Source organism: Natranaeroarchaeum aerophilus (assembly GCF_023638055.1).
In the GTDB taxonomy this organism is placed as follows: Archaea; Halobacteriota; Halobacteria; order Halobacteriales; family Natronoarchaeaceae; genus Natranaeroarchaeum; species Natranaeroarchaeum aerophilum.
This window is the reverse complement of the sequence record NZ_JAKRVY010000009.1, coordinates 31,245-54,945: the sequence shown is the minus strand read 5'-3', so window position 1 is coordinate 54,945 and position 23,701 is coordinate 31,245. Positions and strand designations below refer to the sequence as shown.

The 23,701-nt window shown below is 63.2% G+C and carries 25 protein-coding genes; 8 read left to right on the top strand and 17 right to left on the bottom strand.

Annotated features, from left to right (window positions below; all coding sequences use genetic code 11):
• Positions 1–16 precede the first annotated feature (16 nt).
• The 3 genes from AArcSt11_RS14260 to AArcSt11_RS14250 all read left to right on the top strand — a co-directional run bounded on the left by AArcSt11_RS14260 (position 17) and on the right by AArcSt11_RS14250 (position 3,972).
• Positions 17–2,068, top strand: a complete 2,052-nt coding sequence (locus tag AArcSt11_RS14260) for a DEAD/DEAH box helicase (RefSeq protein ID WP_250598058.1) — start codon at positions 17–19, stop codon at positions 2,066–2,068.
• A 71-nt stretch (positions 2,069–2,139) separates the two neighbouring features.
• On the top strand, positions 2,140–3,210 hold the full coding sequence (locus tag AArcSt11_RS14255; RefSeq protein WP_250598057.1) for a two-component system sensor histidine kinase NtrB: 1,071 nt from the start codon (positions 2,140–2,142) through the stop codon (positions 3,208–3,210).
• A gap of 42 nt (positions 3,211–3,252) precedes the next feature.
• Entirely contained in the window at positions 3,253–3,972 is a 720-nt protein-coding gene (locus AArcSt11_RS14250; RefSeq protein WP_250598056.1) for a DUF8528 domain-containing protein, read from the top strand.
• A 3-nt stretch (positions 3,973–3,975) separates the two neighbouring features.
• Here AArcSt11_RS14250 and AArcSt11_RS14245 read toward each other — a convergent pair whose 3' ends face one another.
• The 3 genes from AArcSt11_RS14245 to AArcSt11_RS14235 all read right to left on the bottom strand — a co-directional run bounded on the left by AArcSt11_RS14245 (position 3,976) and on the right by AArcSt11_RS14235 (position 6,270).
• Positions 3,976–4,560 (bottom strand): NUDIX hydrolase, encoded by a 585-nt coding sequence (locus AArcSt11_RS14245; protein WP_250598054.1) that lies wholly within the window; start codon positions 4,558–4,560, stop codon positions 3,976–3,978.
• 55 nt (positions 4,561–4,615) lie between these two features.
• Positions 4,616–5,089: a DUF7109 family protein gene (locus AArcSt11_RS14240; RefSeq protein WP_250598052.1), complete on the bottom strand. Its 474-nt coding sequence runs from the start codon at positions 5,087–5,089 to the stop codon at positions 4,616–4,618.
• A gap of 68 nt (positions 5,090–5,157) precedes the next feature.
• On the bottom strand, positions 5,158–6,270 hold the full coding sequence (locus tag AArcSt11_RS14235; RefSeq protein ID WP_250598129.1) for a glycosyltransferase family protein: 1,113 nt from the start codon (positions 6,268–6,270) through the stop codon (positions 5,158–5,160).
• 118 nt (positions 6,271–6,388) lie between these two features.
• Here AArcSt11_RS14235 and AArcSt11_RS14230 point away from each other — a divergent pair, with 118 nt between their 5' ends.
• The gene (locus AArcSt11_RS14230) at positions 6,389–6,559 is read left to right on the top strand and encodes an HVO_0758 family zinc finger protein (RefSeq protein WP_238477793.1); all 171 of its coding nucleotides are present in this window, start codon (positions 6,389–6,391) and stop codon (positions 6,557–6,559) included.
• Here the strand turns inward: AArcSt11_RS14230 and AArcSt11_RS14225 are convergent, their stop codons facing one another.
• The 8 genes from AArcSt11_RS14225 to AArcSt11_RS14190 form a co-directional block, all read right to left on the bottom strand.
• Positions 6,560–7,648: an aldo/keto reductase gene (locus AArcSt11_RS14225; RefSeq protein WP_250598051.1), complete on the bottom strand. Its 1,089-nt coding sequence runs from the start codon at positions 7,646–7,648 to the stop codon at positions 6,560–6,562.
• Positions 7,649–7,682: 34 nt separating this feature from the next.
• Positions 7,683–8,840, bottom strand: coding sequence for a DHH family phosphoesterase (locus tag AArcSt11_RS14220; RefSeq protein WP_250598050.1), 1,158 nt, complete (start codon positions 8,838–8,840; stop codon positions 7,683–7,685).
• 96 nt (positions 8,841–8,936) lie between these two features.
• Positions 8,937–9,824 carry an SDR family oxidoreductase gene (locus AArcSt11_RS14215; protein ID WP_250598049.1) on the bottom strand — a complete coding sequence of 296 codons (888 nt, stop codon included), beginning with the start codon at positions 9,822–9,824 and terminating at the stop codon, positions 8,937–8,939.
• 65 nt (positions 9,825–9,889) lie between these two features.
• Positions 9,890–10,318, bottom strand: coding sequence for a DUF5791 family protein (locus AArcSt11_RS14210; RefSeq protein WP_250598048.1), 429 nt, complete (start codon positions 10,316–10,318; stop codon positions 9,890–9,892).
• Positions 10,319–10,366: 48 nt separating this feature from the next.
• Entirely contained in the window at positions 10,367–10,792 is a 426-nt protein-coding gene (locus AArcSt11_RS14205) for a DUF7283 family protein (RefSeq protein WP_250598047.1), read from the bottom strand.
• A gap of 41 nt (positions 10,793–10,833) precedes the next feature.
• Positions 10,834–12,540 (bottom strand): type II secretion system protein, encoded by a 1,707-nt coding sequence (locus AArcSt11_RS14200; RefSeq protein WP_250598045.1) that lies wholly within the window; start codon positions 12,538–12,540, stop codon positions 10,834–10,836.
• Positions 12,540–14,483: an ATPase, T2SS/T4P/T4SS family gene (locus AArcSt11_RS14195; RefSeq protein WP_250598043.1), complete on the bottom strand. Its 1,944-nt coding sequence runs from the start codon at positions 14,481–14,483 to the stop codon at positions 12,540–12,542. Before AArcSt11_RS14195 ends, AArcSt11_RS14200 begins: the two co-directional genes overlap by 1 nt.
• 6 nt (positions 14,484–14,489) lie before the next feature.
• The gene (locus AArcSt11_RS14190; RefSeq protein WP_250598041.1) at positions 14,490–15,134 is read right to left on the bottom strand and encodes a DUF7310 family coiled-coil domain-containing protein; all 645 of its coding nucleotides are present in this window, start codon (positions 15,132–15,134) and stop codon (positions 14,490–14,492) included.
• Positions 15,135–15,248: 114 nt separating this feature from the next.
• On the opposite strand from AArcSt11_RS14190, the gene AArcSt11_RS14185 reads away from it, so the two are divergent.
• The gene (locus AArcSt11_RS14185) at positions 15,249–16,328 is read left to right on the top strand and encodes a tubulin/FtsZ family protein (protein ID WP_250598039.1); all 1,080 of its coding nucleotides are present in this window, start codon (positions 15,249–15,251) and stop codon (positions 16,326–16,328) included.
• 226 nt (positions 16,329–16,554) lie between these two features.
• On the opposite strand, the gene AArcSt11_RS14180 is transcribed toward AArcSt11_RS14185, so the two are convergent.
• From AArcSt11_RS14180 to AArcSt11_RS14170, 3 genes are all read right to left on the bottom strand, one after another.
• Positions 16,555–17,898: an alkaline phosphatase family protein gene (locus AArcSt11_RS14180; protein ID WP_250598037.1), complete on the bottom strand. Its 1,344-nt coding sequence runs from the start codon at positions 17,896–17,898 to the stop codon at positions 16,555–16,557.
• Positions 17,899–18,009: 111 nt separating this feature from the next.
• Entirely contained in the window at positions 18,010–18,165 is a 156-nt protein-coding gene (locus tag AArcSt11_RS14175; RefSeq protein WP_250598035.1) for a hypothetical protein, read from the bottom strand.
• A 101-nt stretch (positions 18,166–18,266) separates the two neighbouring features.
• A complete protein-coding gene (locus AArcSt11_RS14170) occupies positions 18,267–18,812 on the bottom strand; it encodes an inorganic diphosphatase (RefSeq protein WP_250598033.1) in 546 nt (181 codons plus the stop codon).
• A gap of 209 nt (positions 18,813–19,021) precedes the next feature.
• Here AArcSt11_RS14170 and AArcSt11_RS14165 point away from each other — a divergent pair, with 209 nt between their 5' ends.
• Positions 19,022–19,378 (top strand): PadR family transcriptional regulator, encoded by a 357-nt coding sequence (locus tag AArcSt11_RS14165; RefSeq protein WP_250598031.1) that lies wholly within the window; start codon positions 19,022–19,024, stop codon positions 19,376–19,378.
• Here the strand turns inward: AArcSt11_RS14165 and AArcSt11_RS14160 are convergent.
• Complete coding sequence (locus AArcSt11_RS14160) at positions 19,375–19,929, bottom strand: DUF7108 family protein (protein WP_250598029.1); 555 nt, start codon at positions 19,927–19,929, stop codon at positions 19,375–19,377. The two genes, AArcSt11_RS14165 and AArcSt11_RS14160, sit on opposite strands and share 4 nt — an antisense overlap.
• Positions 19,922–20,515 carry a ribonuclease HI gene (gene rnhA, locus AArcSt11_RS14155; RefSeq protein WP_250598027.1) on the bottom strand — a complete coding sequence of 198 codons (594 nt, stop codon included), beginning with the start codon at positions 20,513–20,515 and terminating at the stop codon, positions 19,922–19,924. The genes AArcSt11_RS14160 and rnhA overlap by 8 nt, the downstream gene beginning before the upstream one ends.
• A 174-nt stretch (positions 20,516–20,689) precedes the next feature.
• Between rnhA and AArcSt11_RS14150 the strand changes: the two genes are divergently transcribed.
• On the top strand, positions 20,690–21,655 hold the full coding sequence (locus AArcSt11_RS14150) for a transcription initiation factor IIB (protein ID WP_238477810.1): 966 nt from the start codon (positions 20,690–20,692) through the stop codon (positions 21,653–21,655).
• A 215-nt stretch (positions 21,656–21,870) separates the two neighbouring features.
• On the top strand, positions 21,871–23,211 hold the full coding sequence (gene nreA, locus AArcSt11_RS14145; RefSeq protein WP_250598025.1) for a DNA repair protein NreA: 1,341 nt from the start codon (positions 21,871–21,873) through the stop codon (positions 23,209–23,211).
• 6 nt (positions 23,212–23,217) lie between these two features.
• On the opposite strand, the gene AArcSt11_RS14140 is transcribed toward nreA, so the two are convergent.
• Positions 23,218–23,670 (bottom strand): DUF302 domain-containing protein, encoded by a 453-nt coding sequence (locus AArcSt11_RS14140; RefSeq protein ID WP_250598023.1) that lies wholly within the window; start codon positions 23,668–23,670, stop codon positions 23,218–23,220.
• Between the last annotated feature and the right edge of the window lie 31 nt (positions 23,671–23,701).

The window sequence follows — 23,701 nt, the reverse complement described above, 5'->3', positions numbered from 1 at the left end:
ATGGGTACTGTGGCGTGTGTCACGGCAGGTCCCGCAGGTCGACACGCTGTTCCTCCACGAGTCGAACGACGACTACTTCGTCACCGTTCGACGCGACGGCGAGCGACTGTTTCGCGCCCGACTCGACCTCAAGGAGACCTCCGCGGGTCCCCGCCCCGGCCGCTTTCGTATCAAGGACGGCTCCAGCGAGGAGCCACGCAGTCCCGACGAGTTCGTCGATATCGCACGTCGGGCGAACCGCATCCGTATTTCAGAACAGACCGCACCGGAGCATCGTGACCGGTTACGCGAGGCGCTCGACGGCTACCAGCTCTCGGCCAAGGTCGTCCGGACGTGTCGGCTCTGTGCCTCTGACGGACGGTACTCGCCGCTGACGAGCGAGACGGCGATCAAGAAAGACGACGAGTTCGTCTGTCCGGACTGCGCCAAAGTCGAACTCGAACGTGAACTCTCCTATCAGGGCGAGGTTACGAGTGCCGCACAGGAGCGACTCGAAGAGCTACTGCTTGACGTACAGGATCTCGAACGGATCACGAACCTGCTCAAGGGCCATCTCGATCCGGATCTGACCAAGTTCGACGAGATCAGCGCGACGACCGACGAGATCGATCGGGTTCGTGTTGACTCGCTGAATCTCCATCCCGGTGTGCAGGGACTCCTTGAGGACCGCTTCGATACGCTCCTGCCAGTCCAGAGCCTCGCAATCGAGAACGGCCTGCTGGAAGGCGACGACCAGCTCGTCGTGAGCGCGACGGCGACCGGAAAGACGCTCGTCGGCGAAATGACGGGGCTCGACCGCGTCCTCAACGGCAAGGGCAAGATGCTCTTTCTCGTGCCGCTGGTCGCGCTGGCAAATCAGAAACACGAGGACTTCGAGGACGAGTACGGCGATCTCGTCGACGTGACGATCCGCGTCGGGGCGAGCCGGGTCCGGGATAACGGCAGTCGGTTCGATCCCAGCGCCGACGTCATCGTCGGGACCTACGAGGGGATCGACCACGCGCTCCGGACCGGACGGGATCTGGGCGATATCGGTACCGTCGTCATCGACGAGGTGCACACGCTCAAAGAGGACGAACGGGGCCACCGGCTGGACGGGATGATCTCGCGGCTCAAGTACTACTGTGAGGAGCGGGCAACGTCCCGTTCGGGGTACAGCGGCGCTCAGTGGATCTACCTCTCGGCGACAGTCGGGAATCCCCGCGAACTCGCACAGGGACTGCGGGCGAACCTCGTCGAGTTCGAGGAACGCCCCGTTCCGATCGAGCGTCACGTCACCTTTGCCGACCAGCGCGAGAAGACCAGACTGGAGAACAAGCTGGTCAAACGGGAGTTCGACTCGAAATCCTCGAAGGGGTATCGGGGACAGACGATCATCTTCACCAATTCGCGACGGCGCTGTCACGAGATCAGTCGCAAACTGGAGTACGACTCGGCGGCCTACCACGCCGGGCTCGATTACGGGCAGCGTAAATCCGTCGAGCGGAAGTTCGGCGATCAGGACCTCGCCGCCGTCGTGACCACGGCCGCACTTGCCGCCGGTGTGGACTTCCCCGCTTCACAGGTCATTTTCGATACGCTCGCGATGGGTATCGAGTGGCTCTCGGTTCAGGAGTTCCACCAGATGCTCGGCCGGGCCGGACGCCCTGACTACCACGACAAGGGCACTGTCTACGTGCTGGTCGAACCCGACACGAGCTACCATTCCAGCATGGAGATGAGCGAGGACGAGGTCGCATTCAAGCTTCTGAAAGGCGAGATGGAATCGGTTCGGACAGTCTACGACGAACGCGCGGCCGTCGAGGAGACGCTGGCGAACATCACCGTCGCGGGCAAGGCCACCAAACGGCTCAACGGCCGGATGCTTGGCGACGTCCCGACCAAACACGCCGTCGGTAAACTGCTCCAGTACGAGTTCATCGACGGCTTCGAGCCGACACCGCTGGGGCGGGCAGTGACGACACACTTCCTCTCGCCGAGCGACGCCTTCGTCATGCTCGATGCGATCCGCAAGGGCAAGGATCCCTACGATATCGTGGCCGAGATTGAATTGCAGGATCAGTTCTAGCGCCAACCTGTTTGGTGGCGGTCACATCCCGACCCCGAAGATTATTTTACGCGTGGGTCGAACTCGATACTGTGACAGATACAGTAGGGGACGGAGAAGCGGACGAGCTCGTCGTCGATTCCTCGATCGCCGATGACGATATCGAGTTCTACCGAACCCTGCTTGCGAACACGTCAGAAGGGATCCTCACGATCGACGAGGACAGCAATATCGTGTTCGCAAACCCGGCTATCGAAGAGATTCTTGGCTATTCCCCTGACGAACTGGTCGGAAGCTCGAAGATGACGATCATTCCCGAACGGCACCGCGACGACCATCGGGCGGGGTTAGAAGCGTATCTACGAACCGGCAAGCGACATATCGACTGGGACGGCGTCGAACTACCGGCACAGCACAGGGCTGGCCACGAGCTCGTCGTCTCGATCAGTCTCCGCGAACACGAATACAACGGAGAGCGGTTTTTCACCGGCATTTTCACCGACGTAACGGAACGCAGGGAGCGCGAACAACGGCTACAGGAAAAGAACGAACGCCTGGAAAGCTTCGCGTCGGTCGTCTCTCATGACCTTCGCAACCCGCTCGGCGTCGCCAGCGCCTATGTAGAGATCGCTCAGGAGACCGATACCGAGGCAGTCGACGAGCTCGTGGAGGTCGAACGCTCCCTCGATCGGATGGAGCGGATCATCGACGACCTGCTGTGGCTCGCCCGCACCGGGAATCAGGTCGGCGAGCAGGAGCTACTCGATCTCGCCGCGGTCGTCGAAGACGCCTGGGAGACGACGGAGACTGCCGACGCAACGCTCGTGGTCGACTCAACCGGCTGGATCCGTGCTGACTACGACCGACTGATGCAGTTACTCGAAAACCTGTTCCGGAATGCGATCCAGCACGGCGGCGAGGACGTCACTGTCCGGGTCGGACGGATCGAGGGGGGATGGTACGTCGAGGACTCGGGCCCCGGCATCGATGCTGACCTCACTGAGGAGATTTTCAGTCCGGGAATGTCGACGGAAGAACTCGGAACAGGCCTCGGCCTCTACATCGTCAAGAGCGTCGCCGAGGGGCATGGCTGGGAGATAGCCGTCGGGACGAGTACTGACGGTGGCGCGCGGTTCGAGTTCACTGGGATCGACGAGGAGTGAAGCGACCGGGGGTTTCTTGATGCTCTCACACCACGTCCGGGTATGCCCGAGTTTGATGCGTGTTACTTCTGCGGTGTCGCCGTCGACGCTCCGGTTGCCGATTACGACGTGGTCCCGGCCGCGGTGGACGACGAAGAGGGGCCGATCGCATCGTTGTGTCCATCGTGCAAGAGGAAGCTCGAAAAGGTGCTCGAACCGACCGTCCGACGTCTTGGTGCGACCGGGGAAAACGCGGCGGTGACGCTCGAACCGATCACTGACGAGGACGACGCACAGGAGAAATCGAGATCCGACAGTCGGAGCGCCACCCCGACGCCGACAATCGACGATACGCCGGACGGGCGGAACGGAGCAGCGGACGACGAGCCAGCTCCCGGAACCGGCTCATTCGACGATGGGATTGAAGTAGAGCCAGCCGACGGGACACACGACGACGAACAGGCCGAGCACTCGGGCGAACAGCGAGATGAGCAGTCCACTTCCCCCAGTGCGAACGCGTCCGCCGCTGCGGAAGCGAACGCACGCGATACTGACGACGCCGATCCCGACGCTCCCGAACGACCAGAGACGGAGACGTACAACCAGGTGGTCCGTCTGCTCCAGAACCGTGAGTTCCCGGTCGACCGTACGGAGTTCGAGACGCTGGCGAGTTCGGCGTACGACGTCTCACCCGCCGAGTGCGAGCGCGTGATCGCGTACGCGATTTATCGCGGCGAACTCGACGAACGGGATGGGCTGTTGGAAAAACCAGACGAGGCGTAAGGATCAGGCAATATCCCGGTCGATCCGCTCCGGCGCGCGCCAGTCGGTCGTCCGCTCGAGAAAGTCGACGACGATCCGGCCGGTTGCGCCCCAGACTGTGTAGCCGTCGACATGGAAGTAATGGATCACGATCTCGCCGTAGTGGGGGTGGTCACGCTCCTCGAACTCGTAGTTGTCCGGATCGACGAGCCCCGAGACTGGCAGCACCACGATCTCGGCGACTTCTGATTCGTCCGGGACGTACTGGCGGTCGGGGACGCGGGCGACGACCGGCGTGACCGCGTACTCGGTGATCGTCCGGATGTCGTCGAGACGGCCGACGATTCTTGCATCCGCGGGCTCCAGTGCGATCTCCTCGTTTGCCTCCCGGAGTGCGGTCTCGTGGCTGTCGGCGTCCATCGGTTCGCACCCGCCACCGGGAAAGCTCATCTGACCGGGGTGCTCGCCGAGATGGTCGGCACGTTTCGTAAACAGGAGATGGCTCTCGCCGTTCCGGTCGATCACCGGGACGAGGACCGCGGCATCGTGGCGCTCGTCGGTAATCGCGCGCGGGTCGTACGCCGCGACGCGTTCCAGATCGAGATCCATCGGTCGGTACGCCCCGCTACGACCTCCGGATGTATAGCGTTTCAGAATCCGATCGCTACTCGCCCGTCGTCGCGTGCTCGTCGAGCCGTTCCCGGACATCGTCAAGGTCGACAGGGGCCCACGCCTCGATGTCGTAGCTGACGTCGATCAGCGTCTCGATGCGCTCCGTGTCGCTGGCCTCGATCGCCGCATCGGCATCCGATCGGACCCGTTCCGCGGCGACGGTTCCGAGGTCGTCACGATCCGGCGAGCGATTCGGAACGTCCATGATGTGGGGCAGATCCTCCGCGTGCTCGGGGAGCGTCGGAAACGCCGCGGGACCGGCAACGAGCAAGCTGGGATCTGCGGTCTCGTAGCGTATCAGATAGTACTCGTCGAGGGCCTGCTGGATCGCGGCGTCGATCGCGTCATCATCAGGTGTGTCCCCGCGTCGTGCGCCGAGTTCGACGAGTGCCTGTGCCAGTTCTGCGCGTGTCAGCCCGTCGAAAAGGTCGACGACGCCGGCGAGATCGTCGAGTGTTGCGGTCATAGTCGATGACCTGTCCCCCATATAAATAGTCGTTTCCGTGCGTTCGCAGACGTTCGGTGCCGACAGCGTCAGTCCTCGCTCGACGTCAGGGATGGGCCGTCGAGTGCGCGGACGGCCGCCCGTTCGAGAGAGACAGGCGACAGCGAGACCTCCTTCCAGGCGGGCAGTCGCTCATCCTCCCCTGGTGGCGTCACGGCGGCGCTGTAGGCCGCTACCTGTTCGCGCTCTGCCGGGGCGTCGAACGCCAGCCCGTTCATCGAGGCGTCGAGCGCGTACTGCTCGACCAGTCGGTTCGCCGTCCGTCGGTAGTCAGCAGGAAGCGTCCCATACGCCACATCAAGACCGTGATCGTCGAGCACGCGAAACAGCGCATCACCGACGTGCTCGGCCATGTCCGCCAGCCCGGTCTCGCCACGGACCGCCCGGTGGTCGTGCTCGTGGAATCCAAGGTCGACCTGTGCAGTGCCCTCGAACCCACAGTGATCGAAAGCTTCCCCCAGCGTACCGATCTCCAGGCCCCAGCTCGGCTGGGCACGAATCGACTGTGCGAGCTCCGCCGTCATGGCGAACTCGCCAGCCAGTGCGTATCTGAAACTATCCAGATAGCGCAATACTGGGGCATGGTGTCGATCACTGAGGGCCCGGATAAGCGGCGCGACAAACAGCCGAAACAGCCGGCCATACAGGCGCTCGTCCTCGATTCGCGCGTAGTAGCCCTTCGAGAACGAGTAGTCGTGGCCCAGTGGCGCAAGCAGGCGCGGCACGTGTGCCGCCGAGTAGGTCGTCGCGTCGGCGTCGTGGACGACGATATACTCGTGGTCCGCTGCGGCCGCCCCCAGCGCGAGCCAGACGTCACGCCCCTTTCCCCGATTGGTGGGGACGCCGCTCCGTGCGAGCAGGGATTCGACCGGTTCGCTGTTGCACCAGAGCAGTTCGGTGTCGACCGCAAAACCGTCGAGCCACTCCCGGAACGGGTCGACGCGTTCGGGTGGTGCTCTGAGCGGCACCACGACCGTCGCCGGGTCGACTCTCGACAGCGTCGAGAGGGTCCGTTCTGCAGCAGGTGCACCGTGCTCCCGGTGGGTCATCGGAACGACAACCGCGGTGCTGTCCGTCGGTGCCGACGGAACGGGGTCGGTAAAATCGTGCACCGTGGCGATCCGCTCCTGAACGTACTCCATCATAGCCTAGTTGGTCCGCACGCTCAAAACCTCGGCGCTTCCGGCCGTCGTTTCCGGACCGGCCGTTCCACAGGAGTGGCCCCAGTACTTTTGCCGGTTGGTTGTATCTACATGTAGTATGAAATCAGTCCGCAAGGCGTTACGCGACGGAACCCTGGAGAAGGATACGTACGAGCGAATCGTCTGCGGGGACTGCGAGGAGAATCTCAAAACGGAGAACGATCCCGACCAGATCGGCTCCGTTCGGGTCTGTCCCGACTGTGGTGGTCGGTGGAAGGAGCTGCGATAACTACTCGAAGACTGCGTCGAACGCGTCGGCCCCGAGCGGATCGTACTCGCCCGCGATGAGGTTCTCCTCGACGTGTTCGACGGAACTCGTTCCGACGAGCGAGGCGGTTACGCCGGGGGCACTTCGGGCGAAGTTGATCGCACGCTGGGCCGTCGTCTCTCCCTCCAGGCGTGCAGCGACTTCTGCCGGGAGCTCGCCTGCCAACTCACCCTGGCCGATACTTGCGCTCGTAAAGACATTCAGTCCGGCCTCGTGGGCGAACCAGAGAGCGCTCTGCGGACCGTCCTGTGACTCGTGGGCCTTGACGGTGAATGCGTCAGCCATCACCACGTTGAACGGGAGCTGGATCGCACGGAGATGCGTCGCCGCGTTGCCGACCGTCGCCGCGGCCGACCGCGCCCGAGAGATCACCTCGGGCAACGACAGGTAGCGATCGTGGTCGGCCGGCACCCGAAAACACTCCCACGACGCGACGCCGTAGTGAGCGATATCTCCCGCCGCGGCGCGTTCTTCCAGCCGCTCGAAGGCGGCTTCTAGCTGATCGTAGACGGCTCCCCTCGATCGCTCCGCCAACTGCGTTTCTGGGTTGTGGACGTAGTACAGGTCGATCGTCTCGACGTCTAGATTCGACAGCGACCGGTCTAGCTGGTCGTCGAGGAAATCGGGATGGATAGAGTGGTGCCCGCCAACCAGCGAGTCCCGTGGGACGATATCGGTCTCGACGTACTCGTCGAGGACGTACTGTCCGGGGTCCTCGGGACGATCCTCGTCGAAGGCGATAAAGCCGCCTTTCGTCGCGACGACGACCTCCTCGCGGCCCACGTCGGCGTCCGCAAGCGCCCGGCCAACAACGCGCTCGCTGCGCTGGCAGCGGTAGTTGATCGCTGTATCGACGACGTTGATACCACCCTCCAGTGCCGCGCGGATCGCATCGTAGTACCGCTCGTCGACGGCGTCGGTCGGGTCCCCGAGGTAGGTGCCGATCCCGATTGACGACACGAGTCCATCGCCGTAACGCCGGAAGTAGGTCCGCCCGAACTCCTCGTGAAACCGGTCGCGGTAGGACCACGTGCCAGTACTGGTTGCCATAGGGTACGTTCGGACTTCGGATCAAAAAAGGCGTCTAGATGTCGCCCGACATTGCACCGAACAGGCGGTCGGTGAACTGCTCTTCCGTCAGGCCATCCGATGGACCGATTCCCTCCATGTGAGCTATCGAGATCTGTCCCCCGCCCATGCGTGCATGCCCGCCAGCACTCGCCATCGGGATATCCTCGGTGACCGCCGAGAGCACGTCACCCATGTGAACGCGGTCGTCGCGGGAGCGCCCTGACAGGCTGAGCTCCCCCTCCCGCCTGCCGTAGACGACGACCGCTGTCACACCCTCCAGTGTGAGCAGTTCGTCGGCGGCCTGTGGGATCGCATCGACGTTCGACACCTCGCCCACGTCCGCGACGGCGAACGAGCCGTCGATCCGCCGTTCCCGGATCGCCCGTGCCTTGATATCCAGCGTCTCCGCGCTCACCTCCGGGTTGGCGATCCGGTCAAGCGCATCCTCATCGATGCCGGGGTACAGGAACGATGCCGCCTGAAACTCCGCCGAAGAACAGCCTTTGGTGAGATGGTTCGTGTCCGACTGAATCCCGTACAGTAGTCCGGTCGACACTTCCCAGGGGATCCGTAGATCGATATCCTCCTCGTCGGCCACCGGTCGCGCGTCGATTGCCTCGAGATACTCGGCCAGAATCGTCGCGCAGGCCCCGTAGTTCGTCCGGGCATCGGTGAACGACTCGGCCTCCCCTCCGCCGGGATGATGGTCGATCAGCGCGTCCGGGGAGAGCCCCTCCGCGCCTGAAAACCCACGTGGGCGGTTGTGATCGACGAGTACGAGTCCGTCCCCGTCTACGTCAGCCGCAGAGTCAATCCGTGTCATTTCAACGTCGAGGACGGTCCGAAACGCCCGGTTCTCCTGATGTCTGATCTGCCCTGCAAACAACAATCGCGCGTCGGTGTCGACAGTATCAGCGAGAAACGAGACCGCCAGTGCGGCCGACATCGCATCGGGATCCGGATTCGGATGCATCAGTACGTCGACAGTATCGTACTGACCCAGTAATCGCTGGAACCGGAGGCCGGGCGTCCGGCGAAGCCAGCGGATCGCCAGCCAGAGCCCGCCCAGCAGTGCCACTACGATGGCACCGCCAACAAGAAGCGTCCCGTCGGTGTCGACGGCGCGGAGTGCGTCGTCGACGACCCCACGGCTGACGACAGCGTACCGCATACTCGTTGTGAGACCCCCACCGGCTATGAAACTTCGCCAAAGCGTATATGTACGGGGACGTTTCAGGTGGCAAGTCCAGCGGCGCTACAGCCCGGATCAGTCGGACCGATACGCCTCGATCGCAGCACGATATCCCTCACGATAGGTCGGGTACGCGAACTCGTAGCCCGACGCCTGAAGCCGCTCGTTCGAGCACCGCTTGCTTGTCAGGATACGTCGCCGCGCAGCCTCGGATAGCCCTGGATCGTCGAGTCGCTCCGCTTTCGTCCGTTTTGGCGGTTCCGCTCGCCCACACTCGGCAGCCAGCCAGTCCGCAAACTCCCACTTCGATACTGGTTCGTCGTCGACGACCACGACGGTGTCCATGGACAGTTGCGTCTCGAGAATGTGTGCGACAGCTCCGGCAGCGTCCTCACGATGGACCATGTTCAGATACCCTTCCGTGACTGGTCCCTCGATGTATCGGTCGAGACGGTAGCGATCCGGCCCGTACAGCCCGGCGTACCGAGCTACCGTTCCGTCGATACCGTACTCGGCCGCGACCTCCGTCGCGATGCGCTCGGCCTCTGCGAGCACCTGTGTCTTTTCAGTGGTCGGGTCCAGCGGCGTCGTCTCGTCCACCCAGTCGCCGCCGTGGTCGCCGTAGACACCGGTACTCGACGTGTAGACCAGCCTGTCCGGTGGGTTTTCGCGCGTTCCGAAGGACTCGATTGCCCCCCGAAGTCCGTCGACGTAGATCTCACGAGCGGCGTCCGCTCCTCTGCCCCCGGAACTCGCCGCAAAGACGATGGCGTCGACATCGGGAACCACACTCAGTTCGTCTGCGTCGGTAATATCCGCCTGTACGGCGTCGAAGCCCGCCGATTCGATCGTCTTGATACCCTCGTCGGAGCGCCTGACACCGATCACCTCGTGACCAGACTCCGTCAACTGTCGACCGAGTTCGATCCCGACGTAGCCACATCCGAGAATCCCAGCGCGCATACCATTCGTTTGCTTGCCACCGTGTTAACTGCGTAGATCCGCACAAGTGTTGCAGTGGACCGACCTCAGCGCTGGCGGTCAGCAATCGCGTACTCGATGGCGACGAACTCCGCCAGATCCATCGGTGCGCGTCGTTCGAGTTTCTGCTGGATCTCCTTTGCCGAGAGATCGAGGACTACCTCGCTCGCCAGCGCGTCGACGTCCAGCACGGCCATCGACATGCCGAGCAGCAGATGCTCACACGCCATCGTCTCGATGGTTTCGGCGTCTGGATACTCCTCGCCGAGTGCGAGGATCGCCGCCGCGTCCGAAAGCGAGAGCGACGGGGACTCGCCGTCTGCAATCGCTGAAACTGTCCCGACATCGACGTCCGACTCGGCGGCGACGCTCTCGGGGTCGGACCCGTCGATCACGGCCCGGAGCTCCCCGTCGTACTCTGCCCGTAGCCCGTCGACCGAGAGGCCATCTACGTCCACGCGCTGATCCTGAAGCATACCGAACTCGTGCGGCGCGGCGTACATAGCGGTTACCCCTTGTCCCGATCAGGTGCCGACAAGCGTCGCCTCGACACCCCGCCACCGAACCGGTCGAATACGGATCGTTTCCACGTCGGTGCGCCACTCACGCTTCCGGCTTTGCGCCGCGTTGATCGAACGCTCGAATCCATCCACCGTCTCGAACAGGTGATCCGGCCGTGCACCACGCAGTAGCTCCCAGAGGAGCGTGCCATGACACACGGGCGTAACGTGGTCAGCGAAGCGTTCGTTCGTTACCGTTCCCTCGCGTCTGAGTGCCACCGCGTCGGAGTCGATTCGGATCGCATCGGCGGATACCGTATACGACCCCTCGGACACCTGTGGGCTCGCAGCGACCACATCGACAGCAGCAGCGACGCCACCCACGCTCGCAGTTCGACCTCCGCTCAACTGTGATGCTGTGTCGCTCCGGAGCCCAATGAGTTCGACCATACCTCCTGTCGCCGCCCATTCGTGTATAAACTCGTGGACGCTCAGACGAACAATCCGCCTGCGATATACGCAGCCATGAACACCCAGACCGAACATACCAGCGCCCCGCCAGCGCGATAGCCGACCAGCGGCCGATCGAGACCGTTCTCCAGACCGACCGCAAGCGTGGTCAGGATCAGCGTCAGAAGAATCACGTAGGTTCCGACAATCGGCCCCAGTACGGTGGCTGGAACGGCCGCCGTTTCGGTACTCGTCGCATCCAGGCCACCCATCTCACCCGCGAGGGAAACGGTGATCCCGGCAACGAGCGGCCCGAAGATCGTCGCCGTGCTGCGGAGCGTCCCGGTAATCCGCCCGAGCTGTCGTTTCGCGTCCTTCTCGACGGTCCGAAGCTCCTCCAGATGAGAGGCCATCGAGACGATCGCACTCCCTGTTGGACGGCCCTCTCGTGCGGCCAGCGCAAGCAATGTCGCCGTACTCTGAACGCGTGGACTCGGTATCTCAGCAACCGCGCCGTGCTCGCCGAGAAATGCCGTCCGGACGCCGACCCGTAGGTGCCGCTGGCGTCGAACCGCCTCGGAGAGCACGTCCCCAGTCTCGTCGTCAAGTCGTTCCCCTGTCCGGGCAATGGCGGTCTCGACTGCCGTTCCCGTTCCTACCTCGCGGCCGATCAGGTACAGCGCGTCGACGAGGCCAGCCTCGACCGCGCGAGCGTGGTTTCGCACGCGGACGATCGGCCGAAACCAGGCAAGGAGACCGACTCCGATGCCGGAGGCAACGGCAACTAACGGCACCGACCACGATGGAAGCACGGCAGTTCCGACGAGAGCGACCAGAATGGCGGTCCCGGTTCCTGCCAGCACCGGCTGCCACCACTCTCCATTGATGTCTGGATGTGACCGATCGACGGTCGGGGGCGGAAACGCGACGGGCCGACGCAACAGAAGCCATACCGAGCCGAGCAGGACGACGCCCGGCAGGACAAGACAGTAGACGACCACGAGCAAGGTCTGCGTAACGGGGACGCCCGCGGTCGCCGCTGCCGGGAGCACGGCGATCAGCGCGAGCGGTAAGAGCACGCCGAAAGCGTACAGTCCGGTTGCTGGCCCCTGAATCTCGTTTGCGAACGCGGCCATCCGATCGCGCGTTCCGTCGAGCACCGTTCTGAGCGCCCGATCAAGCGAGCGCGGCCGCTCTTCGGGCTGGGCGTCCGCCGCCGTCCCAACCAGGGTCACCGCCCGCCCGAGTTCCGGGAACCAGTCATCCCACTCGGCGGCGAACGATTCGAATCCCGAATCGGGCTGCCCTCGCGCACGCCGCACGTGTTCGGCCAGGCTCTCGGCTAGCGGCCCATCGCCCGTCGACGCAGCGAAGCTCGCAGCGGACTCCGTGGTTGGCGTGATTCGCATCCGGAGCACCGCGCGGCCCACGATCCCCGGCGCGGCACCGAGCGCGAGCGACCGTCGCGCCGAGGCCAGTAGCTCCGGACCGCTGTGAATCAGGTGTGTACAGGCGAGCGCTACCGTGGCGGAACCGAACACTACCACCGGCACGGGCACGTCTGTAAACACGATACCGACCGGCATCAGAAGACAGGCGAGGAGCAGGGCAGCGCCAAAACCCGCCCTGACAACAGCCTCAGGTGCAACCGGCTCGTCAAGAAACGACAGCGAGCGCCGCAGCTCCTCGCTCGTCGAGACGGGTGCCGGATACAGCCGCGCGAGCCCCTCGACAAGTCGAGCCAGCATCACGCTCCCTCACGTGATCGGGACTGTCGGGCGTAGGCATCGGCGACGGCCTGCGGTCGCGTCCGGCCGCTGTCGGCGAGGCGATCGAAAACACGTTGCCAGTGGTCGAGCAACTCCCGGACATCGGCGTAGGACTCGTCGGATCGCGCGAGGCTGTCGACCAGTCGACTCTCCCCGCGTCCGATCCGACCGCTCGGAACCAGTTCACCGCCACTGAGTTCGTACAGTGGCGCGAACGTCACCCCCTCGTCGGTGACGAGGAGTTCCTCGATCGATCGGACTCGTCGCGCCCGGCCGTCCGGGCCCTGATACGGTTCGAGCGTTACGACGAACTCGGTGACGGCAAACGACGACTCGGGGACGTCCAGATCGGAGACGACCCGCTCTCGGACGGACTGGCCGCCGTCGCCGTGGATCGTTCCGAGGACGGCGCTGCCGCTCGCGCCAACCCGCATCGCCTCGTAGAGGACGCGGGCTTCCTCACCACGGACTTCACCCAGAACGAGTGCCCCCTCGCCGAGCCGCAGGGCGGTTCTGAGCGCCTCGCTCGGCGATATTCCTGGCCCATCTTCGACGTCAACCGCGGTTTCGAGCGCCTGGACGTCCCGGCCGGTCTCCTGTAACTGCTCGACCGGTAGCTCGGGGGTGTCTTCGATGACCACGGTTCGAGTGCCAGCGGGCAGTTCCCACAGTAGCGCGCCGAGCGTCGTCGTCTTGCCAGCCCCACGAGTTCCGGCAATGAGTCCCGCACTGGAGCGTCGGACGGCGACCGAGAGCAGGGCGGCCGCGTCCGCAGGGAGCGTTCCGTTCTCGACGAGCGCGGGGAGCGTCAGCGCCTCGTCGCCGTGATCCCGGAAGACAAAGCCCGTGCCGTCGCTGACGGGATCCGTAACACCCGCAACACGGACGCTTCCAGCCGACTCTCCGGCGGAGGTCGTCGCCGCGAGCGTCGGACTGGCGCGAGAGAAGGCGCGGCCGCTCGACCGGCGGAATCGTGAGGCGAAGGCGGCAGCCCCCGCTTCGGTGAGGCGGACGTTCGTCGCCAGCCGGTCACCGTCGTACAGCACTCGCACCGGCGTCGATTCGACTGGCGTCGTGACGAACACGTCCGAGACCGCAGGATCGGATAGTAGGTCGGTCACCACGCCGAACTCGCGGGTGTGTTTGGCGAGGAGCCGGGCGAGGAGTGCGATGTCGTCGTCGCTATCGCAGACGGCCCGAACCGCACGGCCCGGTGCTCTGTCACCCCCCTCGATCGCTCCCGAGGCCAGCCGGTCGTATGCTGCCGCAAGCTGACGATTTCCGGCCGCGGATAACTCGGTGATCGCCGGTTCCAGCTGGTACGTCCGGCTGCCGGTCGATCGGTCGCGGTAGATCCGGGCCGTGCTTTCGGTGCCGAGCGATCTCGTTTCGACGAGTGCTGTATTCGCTGGTGGTCGCGCCGACACGCGCGCACGGGCGACCGTCGATCGAAGCGCCGGCCGAAGCGCCGTCTCGTACCCTGCAACGGACTCGACGACGCTCTCGAGTCCGGTTTCGGCCGCAATTCGGGAGACAGGCGGCGTGCGCGCCGTCGCGCACCGACAGGCGTCGATCGGATCCGATCGCGCGCTATCGGCGAGTTCGGCATCGTGGACAGCGACCTGCTCGACGAATCGGCCAGCAGCCACCAGCAGTGCAGCGGCACGATCGTCGTAGATCCGGTCGAGACCATCGGCGCGAGCCACGACCGTCTCGACGTCCCGCTCGGTGAGCGCATCGATCGCCACACTCCGGCAGCCGCCGCTCTCGCCGAGCTGCCCGTTCTCCGGACAGTCAGTGGCGTCGAGCACGAGTCGATCACCCTCAAACGATGGCCGACACTGACAGCCGCCGTGTCGCTCGGCTCGCTCGTCGTCTCGAAACCGGTCGAGTACCCCCGAAGCGGCCGATCCGAGATTCATCTGTTCTCAGAGCTTCCCCCGGATTCGGTCGACCAGCCCATCCTCGTCGACGCCCTCAACCGGCGGTGTATCGGTGCTCGGCCGCTCCCCGCGATCCGGGCGGTCACGGGCGGATCCTGATCCCTTCGCCTGTTCTCTTGCCGGTGCTCTCTGTCGGGCGGAGCCACAGCAGGGGCACTCAGTTGTTGAAGGAGAGTGTGGCTCTCGCCGCGGTGTGCGTCGCGCTTCGTATTCCTGACTTGTGGTGCCACCATCGGTCGATGTGCGCCCCCGCGGAGTAGTCGGTCGGTCGTGCTCTCGGCCAGGATACGATGCGGCACCGGAGGGCGGGTCACTGGAAGGGACGGACGACCTGTCCTCGGTAGGTCCGTCGGCTTCCAGCCGGTCGACGCGCTCACGAAGGTCATCGACGGCTGCAAGCGCCGAGTCCGCCTCCTGCTCGACGGATTCGTCGAGCGAGCGAATATGGCCAACGTAGCCTCTGATCGCCTGAACTGCGGCGTCGAGTTCGGCGACATTCGCCTCGATGGTCTCGATTCTCTCTGTCAGTTCGCCGTCCGGATCGGTCAGCGCGACGTTGTCGGCGTCGCCGTCGGAAATCGCCCGCTCGACGGCACGAAGCCGCTCGTCGACGGTATCGAGATCGGTCACGAGGCCTCTGGCCGCCCGCTATGATATAAACCTGCGGCAGCTCGGGCGCGTTTCGAGAGCGAGTGCTCCAGCGCCGGGGGAAGGTTGATCACTGTCCAGTGATACTCTGGTGTCATGAAGGTCGTACTGATCGGAGTCGGACAGGCCGGGGGAAAGGTGACCCAGGCGCTGGCCGAGTTCGATAACCGAATGGGATTCGATGCGGTCCGTGGCGCGCTCGCGGTCAACAGTGCGAAGGCCGATCTACAGTCGCTTTCGATCGATACCTGCCTTATCGGACAGGCGAGAGTGAACGGCCACGGCGTTGGCGGCGATAACGAACTCGGCGCAGAGATCATGCAGGAAGACACTGGCGAGGTGATGGGCCAACTCGACGGACGGATCACCGCGGAGGCCGAGGGGATCTTCGTCGTCGCCGGACTCGGTGGCGGCACGGGAAGTGGCGGCGCGCCCGTACTGGTCCGTGAGCTTGCCCGTGTCTACGACATCCCTGTTTACGCACTTGGCGTCCTGCCCGGTCGCGACGAGGGGGCGATGTATCAGGCCAACGCCGGTCGATCCCTCAAAACGCTCGTCCGCGAGGCGGACTCGACACTACTCGTGGATAACGACGCGTGGCACAGCTCCGGCGACAGCGTGGGCGACGCGTTCGATGCGATCAACCAGGCGATCGCACAGCGTGTCGGGCTCCTGTTGGCCTCGGGCGAGGCGATCGAGGGGGTCGGGGAAAGCGTCGTCGACTCCAGCGAAGTGATCAACACGTTCCGGGAGGGCGAGATCTCCGCACTGGGGTACGCAAGCGCAACGGCAAGCGAGGACAGCGCAGAGAATATCAACACGGCGATGAGCACGGCCCGTCAGGCGCTGTTTACCGGGACGAGCCTGCCCGACGCACGGACGGCCGACGCAGCGCTGCTGGTCGTCGCCGGGAGGCCAGAATCGATCCCACGCAAGGGCGTCGAGCGCGCGCGGCGGATGGTCGAGGACGAGACCGGCAGTTTGCAGGTCCGCGGGGGAGACTTCCCGCTCGATTCCGATCGGCTGGCGGCGCTGGTGTTGCTCTCGGGCGTCGAGCGGTCCGATCGAATGGAGGAGTTCATGAAACGTGCCAGGGAAGCAAACGAGCAACAGGCCGAGAGCGACGCCGATCCAGCAGCACAGTTCCAGAACGACGAGCTAAACGATCTATTCTGAGGTCCGGTCCGAACCGTCGTAGATGTATACAAAGTAGACGACAATTGAGAGGCCACTCAAGAAACTCCCAGTCACAGCGACGGCGAGTGGCAGACCCTGATCGACTCGTAGCAGGGCGATGATCAGTAGCGTGAACGCGAACCAGAGCGTCCCCGCGATTGCACTGTACGTTCCACCGACGATCGATATCGAACTCTGACACGTCTTGAGACACGGCTAATCGCCGCTACACCAGACTCGCACCGTCGTACTCCGGACGGTCGTACTCGATGTCGAGCAGATCCAGAATCGTCGGCGTGATATCGAGCAGATCGGCATCCTTGATTTCGGCTTCGGGGTGGTCGATAAACAGCGACGCGTTCTCGAACGTGTGCATCCCATTTCGTGGTCCGGTACCGAAGACCTCGTCGTGGCCCCTGAATCCCGCTTTCAGATCGTAGCCATGGTTCGGGATCACGACGAGATCGGGTGCGATGTCGTCGTGGTCGCCCCGGAACGCGTCCTCCTTCTCGACGACGCGCTCGGCTACCGGGTTGCCATCGGGCCCTTCCAGGGCTTCGAGTTCGGCTTTGAGCTCCCCCCGGACTGCCTCGTACTCGTCTTCCGGGACGCTCCCGCGCGGTTCCCGTCCCTCGAGGTTGAGGTAGATCCGGCCCGGGATCAGCGAGTATGCCCGGGTATCGTCGTCGATATCACCCAGTTCGTCGTGCTCGTCATTCTCGAAGGAAAGCCACCCCTCCTGCTGGAGCCAGGCGTTGAGATGGACCTCGTAGTCCAGCGTCGTGAAGCCGTGATCGCTGGCGACAGCCATCGTGACGTCGTCACCGAGCATCTCCCGGAGCTGGCCGAGGTAGTCATCCAGTTTTCTGTAAAAGTCGAGGAACTCCTCTTTGTACTCGCCGTCACGTTCGTAGTCCTCGAACAGAAAGTGGTTGACCCGGTCCGTCGTCATGAAGACGCCGAAAAAGAGGTCCCAGTCCCCCTGTTCGATGTAGTGAGAGAAGGCCTCGAACCGACGGTCGAGCGTCTCGTGAGCGTTCTCGATGAACTCCGATTTATCCTCGCTGTGGCCGAGTTTGGCGTTCGCGTCGATCTTGTAATCGATCCCCTGTAGATACTCGGCGAGCTCGTCCGGATAGGCTGCCTTGTCGATACCGGGAGAGAGAAAGCCCGAGACCATCCGCTGGACGTTTCGCTGGGGCGGGAACGTGACGGGAACGTTCATAACTGTGGCCGTTCGGTCATTGTCCTGTGCGACATCCCAGACCCGTTCGGTCTGCACGTCACGCCCCATTGGGACGTACGTGTCGTAGCTCCCGACTTCCCGGTCCTGAAAGCCGTAGACACCCGTTTTCCCGGGATTCTTTCCGGTCGTCAGGCTCGGCCAGCAGGCGCTCGACTCGGGGGGAACGATACTGTCGATCGGCCCGGCCCCACCGTCCTCTGCGATCGCTGCCAGATTCTCGAACTCGTCGAACCGGTCCGCGAGCAGACTGTACGGCACCCCGTCAATGCCGAAGAAGGCGACTCGCGGAACGTCGTCGCCGCGTAGCCGATCGAATAGACCCATGTGACAAGATAGAGGGGACTGCTACAAGAAGGTTCTTTTCACTGTGAGATCATCCGCTCGTCGCGGGTCGCGTCAATCCTTGCAGTCGTCCCGGTCGAGAATCGAGTCACGTCACCGGTCGATCCCACCGGTCTCCGGATCGAAGTTCTCGGGGACAACCGTCAGATGATCGATCCCGATACGACTCTCCTCTCGGCGACCGTCGACCGATCGGTCGCCGTCGAGCCGGTCGTCGAGAGGGCCGCGAGCAGTGTCACTGGTTGCCATTGTGTATACAGGTAGCCGTTGTAGGGGTAAAAAATTACCCATGCTCATAACGTATGCGTCTCGGGGAGAGAATAACTCGAGAGTATCGCAAAGAAGCGCCCTCAGTTACGCGGACTGTCGAAGTTCTCGTCGTAGAGCTCCATCGAGTGCTCGATAGCGTCTTTGGCGGCTGCTTTGTCTTCCCAGCCCAGTGTTTCGACTTCCTTGCCAGCTTCGAGGTTCTTGTAGGTCTGGAAGAACTCGTCGATCTCGTCGATGAGCTGGTCGGGAAGATCCTGTAGATCCTCGATGTGGTCGTAGCGGGGATCCTCGGTCGGGACGGCGATCACCTTGTCGTCTTGCTCGCCGTCGTCGTCCATCTTCATCAGGGCAACAGGGCGAGCCTCGATCACGCAGCCGGGAAACGTCTGATCCTCGACGAGCACGAGGACGTCAAAGGGGTCCTCGTCGTCGTAGTACGAGCGCGGTAGAAAGCCGTAGTCGCTCGGATAGTGAACGTTGCTGTGGAGCACACGGTCCAGAACGACGCCCGGAACGTCCTTGTCGTACTCGTACTTGTTGCGCTCGCCTTTCAGACATTCCACGACAGCGTAGATCTCGTCGGGCGCGTCTGGCCCGGTTTCGAGGTCTTCCCAGAGGTTCGTCATGCAGCCTACTCTCCTGCGGGCGGCCAAAAAGTACTTTCGGGATCCGGACGTTATTCAGGAGTGAAGACTGTCCGAATCGTCCGGATTGCGCGCCCTCTTTTGCAAACATTCGAAGCTGCATCTCCGTAATTTTCCGCCAATATAACCTAATAATATCGGTTAATGGTTAAGAAGTGTTAAATATCCAGCCTTCTTTTACTCGTTTAGCCATGTCAGAGGCACAGACAGCCGCCGAAGTGGGTATTGTACGTGATTTGACCGCGTTTCAGCGGAATATTTTGATAATCCTGTCCGAAGAACCGATGTACGGCCTCGCGATCAAACGGGAGCTCGAATCGTATTACGACGACGAGGTCAACCACGGTCGACTCTATCCGAACCTCGACGAACTGGTCGAACTCGGACTGGTCGAAAAGAGTGAACTGGACAAACGAACGAACCAGTACGAGCTCACGTCGGACGGTGAGAGCGCGCTCTTCGAGCAACTCCAGTGGTCGATTTCGAAACTCAGTGCCGACAAACAGCGTGGTGCCAGGCTCCGGACACTCGTCGACGGGTCGGCCTAGTATTCCGGTACTCTCCGATCGACCGTCTCGAAGACGACCTCGATCGATCGGTCAACGACGTCCCTCTGTTCTTCTGTCGGCCAGACGTTGCGCGGGTAGTACTCCGTCCGGAACTCCTGGAGTTCGGCCGCCGTCGCCGACTCGATCGGCCGCGCGTAGTGGTTCCCTATGAACTCGGCCAGGGCCCTCGCGTTGTCCCCGTGGAGATCCCCGTGGTTCTCACGAACCCGCTCGACGACGTCCCTGTTATGTTTTTTCACCGTCTGCCAGTCGTCAGGGTCGCCGGGACCAGTCAGCGGTATCTCGACGGCACGGTCGGTATCCTCGATTCGATCGGGGCGGATCGTCCCATCGTCGAGCCACTCCGCGGGATGTAACACCAGCACCTCCCGTGAGTCCTCCGACCGGATCCGTGCCTCGAACGCCTCGTCGTCGAGTAGGTCGTCCCGTCTGGAGAGATAGGCGTCGCACTCGCTCCCGTCGCTCACTTCTCGGGCCAGTCTGGTGAGCCGTTCGGCTTCCTCGATGACGTCAGTTGGAAGTTCAGGCATCGTCCAGCGCCTCGTTTGCCAGTTCATCGGCCCGGTCGTTGATCTCTCGGGGAACGTGTTCGAGCGACCACGAGTCGAACCCGTCCAGCAGTTCCCGGGTCGTAACGCGCAGTTCGCGTAGTTCGGGGTTGTTCGTATCCCATTCACCCCGGACCTGCTTGACGATCAACTCCGAATCACCGCGGACGTCGGCACGGTCGAAGCCGAAGTCGCGAGCGGCTTCCAGCGCGCGGATCAATGCCTCGTACTCCGCCTGATTGTTGGTCGCCTCGCCGATCACCTCGCCGCCGTCGGCGACGATTCCGTCGCTATTGACAAGCACCCAGCCGACTGCACTGGGGCCCGGATTCCCCCGGCATGCCCCGTCGAAGTAAACGTGCGTGCGACCCCCCTCGTCTCTGAGATGTGCCTCGATCTCCTGCGGGCGCGCACCCTGTACGACGACCTTCTCGTCGTAGGCAACTGCGGTCGCACCATCGGTCGACGCCCGCCACTGCTCGTGGTCTGTGTTGCCGTCGGCGATCTCGACACCCCCCTCTCGGAGCCGGTTTCGCGCCTCGTCGACATCACACTCGTGAACTGGCATTGACGCAAGGTCAGCCTATTCGGGTTATATGTGTTTCCGTTTCCGCCGGGCGTTACCATCGGTATTCGACGTACTGCGATACGATGAATAAACCACGAATTAACTGACCTGCAGTAGACCACAAAATACTTACCGAGGGTTTAAGTGTGTCGGTAGTACTACTATAAAAATGCGATGACACGGTCCACTCGCCAGCGGGAGCGCGAACAAACGACGGAGCAAGGGGAGGAGGAGAGCGAGGGCGTCCGGGAATGTCCGGAGTGTAGCTCTGATAACCTCGTCAAGAGCTCTGATCGCGGAGAACTGGTCTGTCAAGACTGCGGACTCGTCGTCGAGGAAGAGAAGATCGACCCCGGTCCGGAGTGGCGGGCGTTCAACCATCAGGAACGCCAGGAGAAATCCCGCGTCGGAGCCCCAACCACCCAGACGATGCACGACAAGGGGCTGACGACGACGATCGACTGGAAGGACAAGGACGCCTACGGTCGCTCCATCTCCTCGAAGAAACGCAGCCAGATGCACCGATTGCGGAAGTGGCAAGAACGGATTCGGACGAAGGACGCGGGCGAGCGGAACCTGCAGTTCGCACTCAGCGAGATCGACCGGATGGCGAGCGCACTCGGCGTCCCCCGCTCTGTACGTGAGGTCGCCTCGGTAATCTATCGGCGAGCGCTCAAAGAGGATCTCATCCGCGGGCGATCGATCGAGGGCGTTGCGACGAGCGCGCTGTATGCGGCCTGTCGCAAGGAAGGCATCCCGCGCAGCCTCGAAGAGATTTCCGAGGTCTCTCGGGTCGAGCGCAAGGAGATCGGTCGAACGTATCGATATATCTCCCAGGAACTCGGTCTCGAAATGAAACCCGTCGATCCGAAGAAGTACGTTCCCCGTTTTTGCTCCGAACTCGAACTGTCCGAGGAAGTACAGACGAAAGCCAACGAGATTATCGAAACGACCGCCGAGAAAGGACTGCTCTCCGGAAAATCACCGACCGGCTACGCTGCTGCCGCCATTTACGCCGCATCCCTGCTCTGTAACGAGAAAAAGACCCAGCGCGAGGTCGCCGATGTCGCACAGGTGACGGAAGTGACAATCCGGAACCGGTATCAAGAGCAGATCGAAGCGATGGGCATCCATAGCTGAGTCGGCGGTCGTTTTCGACGCTTTTCCTCCCCAGCGACTGCGTCGTGATACTCGGTTGCTTCGCGCTCCGTGGCCGACCCCCAGTGGACCCGTTCAGGTAACTGGTGTCACATTGTAAACAATGTTACATTGTAACAACACGGAGGATCCACGACGCCGAGAAATCGGCTCCACGAAACGAAGATTCTTCACCCGGAACGACCAACTACGATCGAATGCGCCTCGACGAGTTCGTCGACGGGTTAGAGCGGGACGAAGCGGCAGAGCGTCGCCGCCTCGCCGAGGAGAAGTCCTACGAGATCACGGAGTATATCGACCGCGTTGCCGACCGGTTCGAGGACGCGATTCAGGACGACACGATGGTCGGATCGACGTCGCCGTCGGTGTTTGTCGGCACTTCGAACTACCCCGCAGTCTCGACCGGTATCCTCTCCCCGGTCGGCGATGAGGATCGGGCTGGCGACTATGTAACCGACGATAGCTGGTACCGGCAGGGCTACTCCATCGACGACGTCTTTCAGCGCCGCACGGGACTGATGAACTCCCAGCAGCGCGTCGACGTGGACGCGCCGGGACGCCGTGCCGGGCAAACGACGCCAGCAGTGGCCGACGCGTGGGACGGGATGCTCGGCGCACAGCGTGAGGTCGCGATCGCCGGGACCCCGGTCGACGTCGAGATCGGACTGGACGGCCGCCCGGACCTCGGCGTCGACGTCGACGATATCGCCGCGCCGACCGGCCCGAACGTCGCCGCCGAGTCGGTCGACCTCACCGAGAACCCCTACGTTCCCCGGCCCGTCAAAAAGACCCTCGAAGACGACGACTGGCAGGCCGAGGGCGCGATGACGTATCTCTACCGGCGCGGCTTCGACGTCTACGACATCCGCGAGATCCTCTCGGCGGGCGCGCTCGGGCAGGGCGAGAACCGACGGCTCGTTCCGACCCGCTGGTCGATCACCGCAGTCGACGACACCATCGGCGAGTACCTGCGTGGGACCCTGCGAAACGCAACGAGCATCGACGAGACGCAGGTCTGGTACAACGAGTTCATGGGGAACCGCTTCTGGATCGTGCTCACGCCGGGCCAGTGGGAGTTCGAGCTCGTCGAGATGAAAGCGCCGGGCAGCGTCTGGAACCCGACCGTCGACTCGGGCTACTGGCTCGCCAGCGCCTCGGAGGGCTACGAGGGCCGCACGGGCTACGTCGAGGAGACCGCGGGCGCGTATTACGCCAGCCGTCTGGGCGTCCTCGAACATCTCGCGGAGGAGGGTCGTCAGGCCAAGTGTCTCGTCCTGCGTGAGGTCACCGACGAGTACTGGGCTCCCGTCGGCGTCTGGCAGATCCGCGAGAGTGTCAGGAACGCGTTCGACCCCGACGGCGGTCGGGACGTTCCCGGTGCCGAGATCCCGCCGACGCTCGCCGGGAAACACGCCACCGCGGAGACGTTCCGGGACGCGATCACGGGGCTGGAATCACAGCTCCCGATCTCGATTGGCGAGCTCCGGCGAAAGTCCGATATGGTCGCGGGGATCCAGTCGCAGTTGAGCGATTTCTGAAACCGCTCAGGCCTGCGCTTCGATCTTCTCGAAGGCTTCCTCGGTCATCTCGCCGGTCTCGTCGAGGATCGCGTCCCACTCCTCGCTGTCCGGTGGAACCATCCCCGACATGTGTGCGAGTTTCATGATCGAGACGTGGTAGACGACCTGCCTGCCCGGCGCTTCCTCCCAGACGATCATGTTGCAGGGAAAGAGGCCGCCGATAGACTTCGTGACGTCGAGGGCACGGTTCGCGATCTTCGGGTTGCACGCGCCCAGCACGTAGTAGGGATCCCGGTCGGCATCGACTTTCTCGTTGAGCAACTCGGAGGGAGAGAACTCGACGGGGATGCCGAAGCCGACCTCGGCACAGACCTCACGGACGTGTTCGATCGCTTCCTCGTGGCCCATCTCCAGCGTGGCGCGTTTCTCGCCGATATCTTCGTCGGTCAGCTCGGCCGGATCGTATGGCAGCGACATACACGCGGTTCGGCCCCGATGGGCAAAAACC

What these genes read in the sequence shown, in the direction of transcription:
- AArcSt11_RS14250 (WP_250598056.1), top strand. Translation starts at nt 3,253, where the DNA reads ATGCCCGAGTTTGATGCGTGTTACTTCTGCGGTGTCGCCGTCGACGCT.
- AArcSt11_RS14245 (WP_250598054.1), bottom strand. Translation starts at nt 4,560, where the DNA reads ATGGATCTCGATCTGGAACGCGTCGCGGCGTACGACCCGCGCGCGATT.
- AArcSt11_RS14240 (WP_250598052.1), bottom strand. Translation starts at nt 5,089, where the DNA reads ATGACCGCAACACTCGACGATCTCGCCGGCGTCGTCGACCTTTTCGAC.
- AArcSt11_RS14235 (WP_250598129.1), bottom strand. Translation starts at nt 6,270, where the DNA reads ATGGAGTACGTTCAGGAGCGGATCGCCACGGTGCACGATTTTACCGAC.
- AArcSt11_RS14230 (WP_238477793.1), top strand. Translation starts at nt 6,389, where the DNA reads ATGAAATCAGTCCGCAAGGCGTTACGCGACGGAACCCTGGAGAAGGAT.
- AArcSt11_RS14225 (WP_250598051.1), bottom strand. Translation starts at nt 7,648, where the DNA reads ATGGCAACCAGTACTGGCACGTGGTCCTACCGCGACCGGTTTCACGAG.
- AArcSt11_RS14220 (WP_250598050.1), bottom strand. Translation starts at nt 8,840, where the DNA reads ATGCGGTACGCTGTCGTCAGCCGTGGGGTCGTCGACGACGCACTCCGC.
- AArcSt11_RS14215 (WP_250598049.1), bottom strand. Translation starts at nt 9,824, where the DNA reads ATGCGCGCTGGGATTCTCGGATGTGGCTACGTCGGGATCGAACTCGGT.
- AArcSt11_RS14210 (WP_250598048.1), bottom strand. Translation starts at nt 10,318, where the DNA reads ATGCTTCAGGATCAGCGCGTGGACGTAGATGGCCTCTCGGTCGACGGG.
- AArcSt11_RS14205 (WP_250598047.1), bottom strand. Translation starts at nt 10,792, where the DNA reads ATGGTCGAACTCATTGGGCTCCGGAGCGACACAGCATCACAGTTGAGC.
- AArcSt11_RS14200 (WP_250598045.1), bottom strand. Translation starts at nt 12,540, where the DNA reads ATGCTGGCTCGACTTGTCGAGGGGCTCGCGCGGCTGTATCCGGCACCC.
- AArcSt11_RS14195 (WP_250598043.1), bottom strand. Translation starts at nt 14,483, where the DNA reads ATGAATCTCGGATCGGCCGCTTCGGGGGTACTCGACCGGTTTCGAGAC.
- AArcSt11_RS14185 (WP_250598039.1), top strand. Translation starts at nt 15,249, where the DNA reads ATGAAGGTCGTACTGATCGGAGTCGGACAGGCCGGGGGAAAGGTGACC.
- AArcSt11_RS14180 (WP_250598037.1), bottom strand. Translation starts at nt 17,898, where the DNA reads ATGGGTCTATTCGATCGGCTACGCGGCGACGACGTTCCGCGAGTCGCC.
- AArcSt11_RS14175 (WP_250598035.1), bottom strand. Translation starts at nt 18,165, where the DNA reads ATGGCAACCAGTGACACTGCTCGCGGCCCTCTCGACGACCGGCTCGAC.
- AArcSt11_RS14170 (WP_250598033.1), bottom strand. Translation starts at nt 18,812, where the DNA reads ATGACGAACCTCTGGGAAGACCTCGAAACCGGGCCAGACGCGCCCGAC.
- AArcSt11_RS14165 (WP_250598031.1), top strand. Translation starts at nt 19,022, where the DNA reads ATGTCAGAGGCACAGACAGCCGCCGAAGTGGGTATTGTACGTGATTTG.
- AArcSt11_RS14160 (WP_250598029.1), bottom strand. Translation starts at nt 19,929, where the DNA reads ATGCCTGAACTTCCAACTGACGTCATCGAGGAAGCCGAACGGCTCACC.
- rnhA (WP_250598027.1), bottom strand. Translation starts at nt 20,515, where the DNA reads ATGCCAGTTCACGAGTGTGATGTCGACGAGGCGCGAAACCGGCTCCGA.
- AArcSt11_RS14150 (WP_238477810.1), top strand. Translation starts at nt 20,690, where the DNA reads ATGACACGGTCCACTCGCCAGCGGGAGCGCGAACAAACGACGGAGCAA.
- nreA (WP_250598025.1), top strand. Translation starts at nt 21,871, where the DNA reads ATGCGCCTCGACGAGTTCGTCGACGGGTTAGAGCGGGACGAAGCGGCA.
- AArcSt11_RS14140 (WP_250598023.1), bottom strand. Translation starts at nt 23,670, where the DNA reads ATGTCGCTGCCATACGATCCGGCCGAGCTGACCGACGAAGATATCGGC.